The following is a 10,799-nucleotide window of genomic DNA, read 5'->3' as shown; positions in this document are numbered from 1 at the left end:
CAATGGCATTTCTCGCATTGGCTATATGAAAGGAGGCGGAAAGGCTCTGTGGAAAGACGAGAACATCGCCGACTCCATCGCTGCTTATGCCATCAACTGGATAGAAGAGCGTGTAGACATGGCGCAAAACGCCTCGCACTGCCGCAAGGGTGAGTGCGACCACACAAGACGCAGTGAAGCAAGTCTGCCCTTCTTCATGTATCTTTGCACCAACGACGTCCATGTGCCACGATGGCCACACGCACGCTTCGCAGGAAAGAGCCCCATGGGTTCGAGAGGCGACGCCATTCTTCAACTCGACTGGACCGTAGGTCAAATCACCGCAGCGCTCCAGCGCATGGGTATCGCCGACAACACGCTCATTATCCTCACTAGCGACAATGGTCCTGTCTTAGATGACGGCTATGCAGACCAAGCAGAGGAGTTGGCAGGCGACCACCGTCCTTCAGGGCACTGGCGCGGTGGGAAGTACAGCGCTTTTGAAGCCGGAAGTGCCGTTCCATTCATCGTAAGTTGGCCCGCGGGAAAAGTGCCTCAAGGCAAAACAAGCCGAGCTTTGGTGAGTCAAATCGATGCTGTGCGCTCGCTCGCCGCCGTGGTAGGAGAGCAACTCTCAGACACCCTGGCAGTGGACAGCCGCGATCAGCACCGCACTTGGCTTGGACTCTCCAACAAATCTCGCAACTACGTGCTTTCCATGGCGTATAATCGTTCGGTGTCTATCCGCACTCCTCAGTGGAAATACATCGTTCCCATGACAGGTCCTGCCATGGTGCCCTGGGGACCACACATCGAAACGGGCTTCTCTGCCGGTGCGCAGCTCTACAACATGCGAAGCGCCCAAGGTGAAACCGACAATGTAGCTGACAAGCATCAGAAGGTGGTGCAACAACTCAACGCACAACTTAAGAAGGAATTGGAAGCTCCTCAACGATAATCTGAGTAGCCCCACTCTTCTTTCTCATCCCTTCCCACTGGCTGGAGGAGAAACTCATCGGTGGAACGCTAGAAATCCTAGTGTTCCACCGATTTTTTTTCCCAAATCGGTCATTAGATTCTGAACAGATTTTACGCCAGTTCGGTATAAGGGTTTGCTTAGAAAAGTTCCAATTGCCTACTCTTTTCAATGCGCACGGGAAGGGTCTCGGGCTTATTCTCGAAGAAACAATATGCTGCTAATGCCGCACAGAGATTCATGAGAAAGTTATGTACGGAGCGATAGTGTGAATGGACAAGGTTGGCCTTGGTCTTGAGCAGTTCGTTGATGCATTCTATTATATATCGCTTGCGCAGCATCATTTTGTCCCACAAGGGCATAAGCTTGTTTTTCATGTTTGATTTGAGTCCATGAACTAGGTGGATGCCTTGGTTGAAGAGGTTCTCAAAGAATTCTTGCTTGATGTAGCCCTTATCGGCAAATACTTTGCCGTAGAGCACCTTGGTGAAGACTCTCCACACCCTAGGGTCCCTGTCGTCCACGTTTGCGGAAAGAGCCAAAATGATAGCACAACAGGACGGTCATGATTTCGCTCTTGGACATCTGCCTTTTGCGTTTTCGCATACGCTTATACCCCTCGTCTATGGGGGCGATATGTAGTTTTTTAGTTAACTCGGCATCTAAATTCTTGCAGAACTCATCCAATATACAAAATATTTCTGTAACTTTGTCTGTGGTAATCATCGCTACATGTGTTTTGTAAGTTATTGATTTACAACTATAAAGTTACAAAATAATAGCGAGATTACCAACTTTTCAGGGCACTTTTTATCCCGAACTGGCGTAAGAACTTGCTTGTTGTCGTTTTTCTTTTTACCTTTGCATGGCAGTGATAATGTTTCCCAAAACCACATCACCACGCGCTTGTGTGTGCAATGTGGTCTCAGGGAAAGGTATTATTTATAAGGCGAGAGAACCATTACGACGGTTCTTTGGCCTGTTGCACCGATCCATTAAAAGAGAAACGTGTATAACATAACAGCACATCATCATTATGGCAGCAAATATATCAACATGGTTGAAACCTGAGATAAAAGCAGAAAGCTTGGAACAAGAGGGTGGTATCTTCTTGTACATGGATAACGACTTCGTTGGTGGAGACAACCATAAATACATGAAGATGTACGATTGGATGTCTTACGTCTACGATTTTGGAGAGAAATGGATAGGACGGCTTAAATTTGGCCGAGGGCTCGAACAGATGCGCACCGAGCTGATGAGCCGTTTGGAGTGGCGAAACAACATCTCCGTGCTCTATGTCTCTATTGGTACAGGGGCCGACTTGAACCATCTGCCGCAGGGTGTCGACCTTAAAACGTTGGAGTTGGTGGGTGCCGACATTTCGTTGGGCATGCTTAGGCGGTGCAAAAAGAAGTGGCAGAAGAAAACAAACTTAACGCTTGTGCAATGTCCTGCCGAACAGCTGCCTTTTGCCGACAATACTTTCGACCTTGTTTTCCACAACGGAGCCATCAACTTCTTTAACGATAAGGCCCGTGCAATGAACGAAATGCTGAGGGTTGCGAAACCTGGGAGTAAGATTCTTGTTGCCGACGAAACGGCCGACTTTGTGGAATCGCAGTACAAAAAAAGTATTTTCTCAAAGTCGTATTTTGAAGGTAAGACGGTCGATTTGCACGAAATGGAGCAATGTGTCCCACCACAGGCAGAAGAAAAGCGAACAGAGCTATTCTGGAATAATCGGTTTTATGGAATCACGTTTAGGAAAAGTAGAGGTTAAGTAGCCGTGCCCTTTAAAGGTGAAAAATTGAAAGGGTGAAAAGGTGAAAAGATGGCTGCTCCACCAATCTTGTTAATTCGTTAACTTGTTACTTGTCAATGACAAGTGTGACCGTATCTGCTAATGAACGTGTGCGGTTTATTGAGCTAATAACTAGAAATTCTAGTAAATCTAGTCAGACTTGTCTGACAAGTCTGACTAGAATAACTAGATAAACTAACCCCGCTAGCTTATTAGAGGACGGCTATGCAGACCAAGCAGAGGAGTTGGCAGGCGACCACCGTCCTTCAGGGCACTGGCGCGGGGGGAAGTACAGCGCTTTTGAAGCCGGAAGTGCCGTTCCATTCATCGTAAGTTGGCCCGCGGGAAAAGTGCCTCAAGGCAAAACAAGCCGAGCTTTGGTGAGTCAAATCGATGCTGTGCGCTCGCTCGCCGCCGTGGTAGGAGAGCAACTCTCAGACACCCTGGCAGTGGACAGCCGCGATCAGCACCGCACCTGGCTTGGACAATCCAACAAATCTCGCAACTACGTGCTTTCCATGGCCTATAATCGTTCGGTGTCTATCCGCACTCCTCAGTGGAAATACATCGTTCCCATGACAGGTCCTGCCATGGTGCCCTGGGGACCACACATCGAAACGGGCTTCTCTGCCGGTGCACAGCTCTACAACATGCGAAGCGCCCAAGATGAAACCAACAATGTAGCTGACAAGCATCAGAAGGTGGTGCAACAACTCAACGCACAACTTAAGAAGGAATTGGAAGCTCCTCAACGATAATCTGAGTAGCCCCACTCTTCTTTCTCATCCCTTCCCACTGGCTGGAGGAGAAACTCATCGGTGGAACGCTAGAAATCCTAGTGTTCCACCGATTTTTTATTCCAAATCGGTCATTAGATTCTGAACAGATTTTATTTGATTATTGAGCAGTTTGTTCCTCGTTTGCTCGATGGCGTAGCGCGCTACGTCGAGAACAAACGAGGAACAAGAAGCCAACAAGAAAAAGAAAGATGACAGGAAGTAATCTTTTCCACTATCACTAACACTTTGACGGTCTAATAACCGATTGGGGGTTATTTCATCCTATCTGATGTTTCAGCAGTAAATTTAGAAAACTCTCTCCACCCAAATAAGAAGAACTCGTGGACTACTCGCAGGTATTTTTACCTTGCAAAGCGTGTTTTTCGCATCACCTCCCACTGCATTTGGGCAGTTCCCTCAAATTATCTATGCTCTCTTTTGCTGTTCTTTTCCCTTTCTCATAAGAAGAATTTCCGTTGTCGCAAAACACAACCTCAAATCTCTCTCACTTCACCACATTATCAACTCATTTTTAAGCCTTTACAACGACGTTTCAACGAGTAAATCTCCCATAAAAGAAACCATCTCTCAGAGTATCTCCCCAAAACGTCGGAGGTTTCGGAAAAAACGTCGGAGATTTTCCGAAAAACGTTGGACTTTTTTCCAAAAACGTGGGAGATTTTCTGAGAAATGTCGGAGATTTTTTCTCGACAGTCAGACATTCTTATCTACACTCTCGTTGACGCTTGTCATAAAACACCAAAAAGGCAGAGTTTTCTCCTAGATATAAGAAAACTCTGCCTTCAATTTGATTGACATTCAGCAGTGTTCAGGGCACAATGAAGCTCGTGTTTGAGGTGCTAGCACCTTATACAAGCCCGTTTGTGCAGCTTACACTACTTGTAATTGCAGTTGTTGCCCAGTGGCCTACTCCACCTTCTTCTTCAAACTCACGATAAGCTCGTCGAGCAAGGGGAGGATTTCAGAGATAGACTGCTCTTGCACTCCATTGTTGCACAGGAGTTCGAGCATACAGTTGGGGATGTTCACCGATTGCTCGCGGAGTGCGTGGCCATGCTCCGTGAGTGCCACAATTGTCTGGCGAGTATCCACCTTTCCTTTGGTGCGCGTTACGATGCCTTCGCGCTCCATGCGCTGAATCAAGGGAGTTACCGTGTTGGTTTCCAAAGCTAACTTCTTGGCTATGTCGTTTACGGGCAAGGAATCCGTTTCCCAAAGCACCATCAAAACGAGGTATTGGGGATAAGTCACGCCCAACTTGTCGAGGTGTGGGCGATATGCCTGCGTGATCAAGCGACTTGCCGCATAAAGTCGGAAGCAGAGCTGGTTGTCAAGTTTGAGTTTATCGTAATTCATGAGTGTAGCTTTCAAACTAATGTAGGGGATTCCGTATTGCAACTGCTGAAATTCCACCTCTCTCTGGGCACAATGAGGTAAGGAACGGGCTATTGCTGCGTCATTTCTCAGGTTGTCGAATACGAAAAAGGACGATTTTACCTAGGCTCAGCGTGGGTGATTTACCGCTTTGCGCAAGCCCTAGGCTAAACCTCAGGAGCGGGAGGCATTGAAACGGAAGAAGCCGACACGGAAAATCTGTGTTCCGTGCCGGTCTTATGGAGTATATTGGCGGACAGTGAATTAGAAGAGTTTTTCAATCTGCTTCTCAATGTCCTTAATGTCGTGTGTGGGCTCGAAGCGTGCCACAACCTTTCCTTCGCGATCAACGAGGAATTTGGTGAAATTCCACTTCACATCGCTAGATTCACGCCAGCCAGGAATATTTTTGTCCAGAAGACCTTCGAGGATGGGTGTAAGTTTGTGGTCTTTGTCAAAGCCCTTGAAGGGTTGTTCAGACTTGAGCCAAGTGTAGAGGGGAAGTTCATTCTCGCCATTCACCTCAGCCTTGCTGAATTGTGGGAAGTCTACACCAAACTTCAAAGAGCAGAATTCGCTGATTTCAGCATCGCTGCCAGGAGCTTGACCTCCAAATTGGTTGCAAGGCACGTCGAGAATCTCAAGACCTTGAGCTTTGTGGGCGCGATAGAGCGCTTCAAGTTCGTCATATTGGGGCGTGAAACCGCATTCCGTGGCTGAGTTCACGATGAGCAAAACCTTTCCTTTGTACTCTTCAAGGCTTACTTCTTGACCTTTCTTGTCGGTCAACTTGAAATCATATACTGTTGCCATAGTTTTTTGCTTGTTTTGACGCTGGTCATCCCAGAGAAATGTACGTTCCATCGTGTTCTGTGCTGGAAGACTAGGAGAGGGAATGGCTACCATGTCGTTGTGTTGAATGGATATTGTTATAGTCTATGTCCGAGAGATGGCTTGTTCTGAGAGCACACTCGGAATGTTTGTACTGCAAAGATACGATTTTCCCCATCTGTCGCAAGCGATAGTCGAAAAAATATCGCAGTTGTTTTACACTTTTTGGGATTGGCAAAGATAAAAGCCCGTGTTTTTTAAGCATATCACGTAAAGAGTCGCGCGTAGAACTCGGCTTTTTTCTCCAACTTCAAGGGATAGGCACGCGAGCTACTCGGCATGCGCCAAAAGATGATGTCGCGCCCCAAACTGTGCTGTGCCTGAGGACAAAGCACAGATTCGCCAATCTTGGGCAAATGCTCCACTCCCAGTGTGCGACACAACGTTTCGCCTGCCAAACCACCAGTAGTAATGATATTATTGCAGGAGGGCATGGCGGCAAGAAGGGAGGCTATGTCGGTGGGCTCCACAATCTCTAAAAAAGCGTCGGAGGCATTGCCCTTCAGACGCCTCACTTTCGTAGCGGTGTCGTAGAATGCAAAACCTTTGTCGCAAGCGAAGGCTTCAATGGCAGCTTGATTAAAGCGCTTTTCGCCCTTTACCACAAAATGCTCACGGTCGTCGAAAAATAGATATCCCATGATGCGCCAAAAATCATTGATGAAATTGGGGTAAAAGAAGAGCATACTCCAGCGCACTTGCGGAGGAGGAAAGCTACCTAAGAAGAGCCACTTTGCATTTTCGGGAAGAAAAGGTTGGAGAGGGTGTGTTTCGATGGGGAGTTCGGACATCGTTATTGCAAAAAAAAGGAGAAGTTACCAATAAGGAGCGAGAAAATCAGCCACACGCTGCGTGTATTTGTTGCGATGTTTGAGATAACTCGCTGCGTGCTCCGCTTGCGGTGCAATCCAAAGCGACTTCGGTTGCGGTTTGGCAGCATACACACGATAGACCATTGCTGTGGGCACAAATTTATCTTGATCACCGTGGATAAAAAGCATCGGTTGACGACAGCGACGCACCGCCTCTTCTGCATCAGCTTCGCGAAACGACCACCCGTAGTGCCATTTGCTCAGCGCGCTAGTGACGTGCATCACGGGAAAGACTGGCAGATGATAGCGCTTTTTCAGCTCACTTGAAAAGATGTCCCACACAGAGGTGTAGCCACAATCTTCGACATAGGCACAAATTGGAGGAAGACTGTCTGCTCCACTAAGCATCATTGTTGTGGCGGCTCCCATGGAGATGCCGTGCACCACGAGATGGGGAGCATTTATCATCGTGTTTCGCGACGATTCCTTCGCAGCAACTTGCGCGGACGTGTCTTTCTGCAGCACGTTTGCAAAAATATTCGAAGCGGTCCACACCCATTGTCGCACGTCTAATCGGTCGTTCCATCCCATACCGATGCTTTCACCAGCCGTTTTTCCATGATAACGCAAATCGGGCATCAACACATTTGCGCCCAAATCGTGATGATAGAGATAAGCAATATGGAGCATTCGCAAAGCCGCATCTTGATAACCATGCACCAATACAGCCACTCGCTTTGTGGGCATCGCTGCACGAATGTAATAACCATGGAGTTTCTCTCCATCGGCCGCGATAATCGTGGTGTCGTGCAGGGCGTGATGTGCCTGCAAACTATCATACCACGGCTGAATGTGCGGATAATTGCGACACATTCTTTCGATAGTGGCGATAGAATCTCTGTAAACACTGGGAGTGGGATGCAAAGCGGTGGTCAACATAAACTCACCGATGCCCCACAAAGACGCTAAAACTAAGAGGAGAATCGCCACAACCCATCGCCACAATCGCTTTTTGAGCGAAGCATTCGGCCGTGGAGGTGTAGAAGATGTAAGAAATGAGTTGGAATGGTTCATGTCAGCTTCGAAACTTTCTCAGAGAAACAATAAAGCTTCTCCCTCTCCTGAAAAGTGTTTTCAAGAGAGGGAGAAGAGGATTCACCTATCACAAACAGTAACAACGTAGATGGGCACAATCATGCCGCATCATCGTCAAGAAATGTGGTGAGAGGCTAGGAATGCGGTCGGCAAGAATTACTTGCGCTTGAGGTCGTACTTCAAGCCAGAAGCTGCAGGTGCGAGAGTAGAGTCAGCAGATGCAGAGAGAACGCTGTCGCCGTTGATAGCGAAGAAACGTACGTCATTTTCAGAAATAGTGAGCTTATAACCCTTCTTGTCGCCAGAAGCTACCTCAGCATACTGACCCTTAGACACTGTAGTGTCTTCGCAGAGGGTGAAACCCATGGTGCTGTCTTGAGCGAGAGCGAGCTTTACAGACATTTCACCGCCATCAGCGTTAGGGAATTGACCTTCGAATACGAGAGAGTCAGCAGTTTGTGCAGAGAGAGTGTCAGCATTTTGCTCAGATTGAGCCTTGTTGCCGCAAGCCATCAATGAGAGGCAAGCTACAGCGAAAAAGAGAACTTTTTTCATTGTAAGTAATTGTATTGAGATTTGTGTAATGTTCTAACTCTGCTCCCTAGTAATAACGACCACCTTTCTCGGTGAAAGGCGTTATCACTCACAGAGAGTTGTGCTAGTGGGCAGGGAGAAAACGGATAATTGTTGTGTTGTTTGTGGGCAAAGGTAGGTACTTTTCTACACTCTATACGCATATTTAGTATTAAAATTCCCAAAACCTCACGCCATTACCCCTTAATCACTACTTTTCTAATGGAGAATTCCAACTGGACACAGCAGAGTCCACAGATTTCTTCGTATCTTTGCTTTATGGTTTCGCGAAATTCGGACATGCTATCCCTCGATTGCCCCTCTGTTTTTTGTAGTTGCTCAGGCTGACTTACGATATTTATAAGAATAGGCCCAATGATGGTGGTCTGATTTTCAAACATTTTGAAGGGCATTTCAAGTCTGAGCACGCAAACCTACAATTTCTCACACATAATCGACATGCAATATATTGGAGTTTTCCTTTCTTCACACGACAATGTGCCTACATCCTATCGCCAAGCCACAGAAGAAGTGGGACGATGGATCGGACAATCTGGACGAACCCTCATTTATGGCGGATCGGGCATCGGCATGATGGAAGTGCTCGCTCAGAGTGCCAAACAAGCTGGAGCCAGAATTTTTGGCATCGTTCCGCAATTTGTGGTGGATCGCAACGTGGTGAGCGATACGCTCGATGTAGAAATTCGTACGGCTGGCCTAACAGATCGCAAAACAATCCTGATTGAACGCAGTGATCTCATGATTGCGCTCCCCGGTGGTGTGGGCACTCTCGACGAAATCTTCACGCTTTTGGCAGAAATCACCATCGACGGCACTCGAAAACACCTTGTGCTTTACAATGTGGACGGATGTTGGGACACGCTCGTGGCAATGCTCGACCAAATGGTGGAGACGAATTTGGTGCACCTCTCCGTGCGCAACAAAGTCCACGTGGTAGAATCTACAGAAGCGCTCGAGGAACTTTGTCAATCGCTTTGATGGCACCTTATCACTCGACGGAATACACTCCTTATGCCCTCTGACGGCAGGGCTTACTGTTCGCCCTGGGCTCGCTTGCTCGTAGTAGATTTCAACTAGAAGCCCCCGAAGGGGCAATAACCTCTCTCGCACAAAAACTACAACTAACAACGGTGACAGAACACGAAAAGACGACTTCTCCGCACCCTTTCTCGCAACGCCTCCTCGCTTGGTATGATGAGTTTGGGCGCGAACTGCCATGGCGCAGCACGCGCGACCCTTATCGCATTTGGATTTCTGAGATTATTCTCCAACAAACTCGCGTGGCACAGGGATATGACTACTATCTGCGCTTCATCCAACGCTTTCCTACGGTGGAAACACTTGCAGAAGCACCACAAGATGAGGTGATGCGCCAGTGGGAAGGTTTGGGCTATTATTCGCGCGCGCGAAATCTTCATGCCGCCGCTCAGCAGATTGTGGAGCAAGGTGGCTTTCCGACAGACTATGAAGGTGTGAGAAACCTGAAAGGGGTGGGCGACTACACGGCAGCAGCTATCTGTTCTTTTGCCTACGATCTCCCAACGGCTGTTGTTGATGGCAATGTTTATCGCGTGCTCTCGCGATTTTTTGGCATCGACACTCCCATCGACAGCACAGCAGGCAAAAAGACTTTTGCAGCCCTTGCCCAAGAACTCATCGTTGCACAACGAGCTGCAGACTACAATCAGGCGATTATGGACTTTGGGGCTTTGCAATGCACACCTCGCACTCCGCAATGTCTACTCTGCCCTTTGAACGAGGACTGCGCTGCCCTCGCAGAAGGCAACGTGGAATCTTTGCCCATCAAGGCCAAAAAGGTGGCTATCTCGCATCGCTACTTCGTCTACATTTGGTTAATGGAGGGACATCGGACAAAGCAGCAAGGAGGATCCACCCATTTCCCTCCCTCATCGGACACTGCCACCGGCAAGTTGTCTATGAAAAGTCCAATGGCTGAAACAGATTGTCATACGTGGATTCACCGCCGCGGCAAAGGGGACATCTGGCAAGGGCTTTACGAACCGCTTTTGCTGGAATTTCCGGCTCCTCCCTCTGCAGAAGAGTTGTTGCAACATCCCGCACTACACCCTTTCCTCTCAGAACAATCCACGCTGCAACCGGTGGTGACTGGACTGACCCACCAACTGACGCATCGCAAACTCCACGCGGACGGTTATGCGTTGTGGGGCGATTTTTCTAAGGCGTTTGACACGCACCCCGAAGATAAAGGCGATTTCATCCGCATCGCGTGGACGGAGCGTGAGAATTATGCATTTCCTAAACTAGTGCACCTGATTTTGGAGCGATTTTCTCTGACGGATTCCCCGAAAGATTCCTCCCAGCAGCAATAATACGGTGAATATGGCAGCAGCTTCTCACACAATCTGCCTGATTGATTCGCACTTCCCTGCTTATTTCTCCTTCTTCGGAAGGTTACATTCCCCAAAACGGAGCATTTCCAAGCTATATTCGCT

General features: G+C 48.1%; 10 protein-coding genes and 1 pseudogene. 5 read left to right on the top strand and 6 right to left on the bottom strand.

What is annotated here, in order from left to right:
• The coding region (locus BQ2633_RS10805) for a sulfatase-like hydrolase/transferase (protein ID WP_147629120.1) at nt 1–937 on the top strand (937 nt) is incomplete at its 5' end.
• A 158-nt stretch (nt 938–1,095) separates the two neighbouring features.
• Here the strand turns inward: BQ2633_RS10805 and BQ2633_RS10800 are convergent.
• Nucleotides 1,096–1,681: pseudogene (locus BQ2633_RS10800) on the bottom strand (transposase).
• Nucleotides 1,682–1,991: 310 nt separating this feature from the next.
• On the opposite strand from BQ2633_RS10800, the gene BQ2633_RS10795 reads away from it, so the two are divergent.
• The gene (locus tag BQ2633_RS10795; protein WP_075567039.1) at nt 1,992–2,738 is read left to right on the top strand and encodes a class I SAM-dependent methyltransferase; all 747 of its coding nucleotides are present in this window, start codon (nt 1,992–1,994) and stop codon (nt 2,736–2,738) included.
• A 266-nt stretch (nt 2,739–3,004) separates the two neighbouring features.
• Nucleotides 3,005–3,517: an alkaline phosphatase family protein gene (locus BQ2633_RS10790; RefSeq protein WP_075567038.1), complete on the top strand. Its 513-nt coding sequence runs from the start codon at nt 3,005–3,007 to the stop codon at nt 3,515–3,517.
• A 948-nt stretch (nt 3,518–4,465) separates the two neighbouring features.
• Here BQ2633_RS10790 and BQ2633_RS10780 read toward each other — a convergent pair.
• The 5 genes from BQ2633_RS10780 to BQ2633_RS10760 all read right to left on the bottom strand — a co-directional run bounded on the left by BQ2633_RS10780 (nt 4,466) and on the right by BQ2633_RS10760 (nt 8,286).
• The gene (locus tag BQ2633_RS10780; RefSeq protein WP_075567391.1) at nt 4,466–4,915 is read right to left on the bottom strand and encodes a MarR family winged helix-turn-helix transcriptional regulator; all 450 of its coding nucleotides are present in this window, start codon (nt 4,913–4,915) and stop codon (nt 4,466–4,468) included.
• 282 nt (nt 4,916–5,197) lie between these two features.
• The gene (locus BQ2633_RS10775; RefSeq protein ID WP_075567389.1) at nt 5,198–5,746 is read right to left on the bottom strand and encodes a glutathione peroxidase; all 549 of its coding nucleotides are present in this window, start codon (nt 5,744–5,746) and stop codon (nt 5,198–5,200) included.
• A gap of 284 nt (nt 5,747–6,030) precedes the next feature.
• Entirely contained in the window at nt 6,031–6,615 is a 585-nt protein-coding gene (locus BQ2633_RS10770; RefSeq protein ID WP_075567035.1) for a uracil-DNA glycosylase family protein, read from the bottom strand.
• 24 nt (nt 6,616–6,639) lie between these two features.
• Complete coding sequence (locus BQ2633_RS10765; protein WP_075567033.1) at nt 6,640–7,710, bottom strand: alpha/beta hydrolase; 1,071 nt, start codon at nt 7,708–7,710, stop codon at nt 6,640–6,642.
• Between the two features lie 177 nt (nt 7,711–7,887).
• Nucleotides 7,888–8,286, bottom strand: a complete 399-nt coding sequence (locus BQ2633_RS10760) for a hypothetical protein (RefSeq protein WP_075567031.1) — start codon at nt 8,284–8,286, stop codon at nt 7,888–7,890.
• A 477-nt stretch (nt 8,287–8,763) separates the two neighbouring features.
• Between BQ2633_RS10760 and BQ2633_RS10750 the strand changes: the two genes are divergently transcribed.
• Complete coding sequence (locus BQ2633_RS10750; RefSeq protein WP_075567388.1) at nt 8,764–9,303, top strand: LOG family protein; 540 nt, start codon at nt 8,764–8,766, stop codon at nt 9,301–9,303.
• A 152-nt stretch (nt 9,304–9,455) separates the two neighbouring features.
• Nucleotides 9,456–10,676 (top strand): A/G-specific adenine glycosylase, encoded by a 1,221-nt coding sequence (gene mutY, locus BQ2633_RS10745; RefSeq protein WP_075567027.1) that lies wholly within the window; start codon nt 9,456–9,458, stop codon nt 10,674–10,676.
• The last annotated feature ends 123 nt before the right edge of the window (nt 10,677–10,799 follow it).

This window comes from Ihuprevotella massiliensis (assembly GCA_900095835.1).
GTDB lineage: Bacteria > Bacteroidota > Bacteroidia > Bacteroidales > Bacteroidaceae > Alloprevotella > Alloprevotella massiliensis.
The sequence above is the reverse complement of the archived record's forward strand: the minus strand, read 5'-3'. Positions and strand labels throughout refer to the sequence as shown.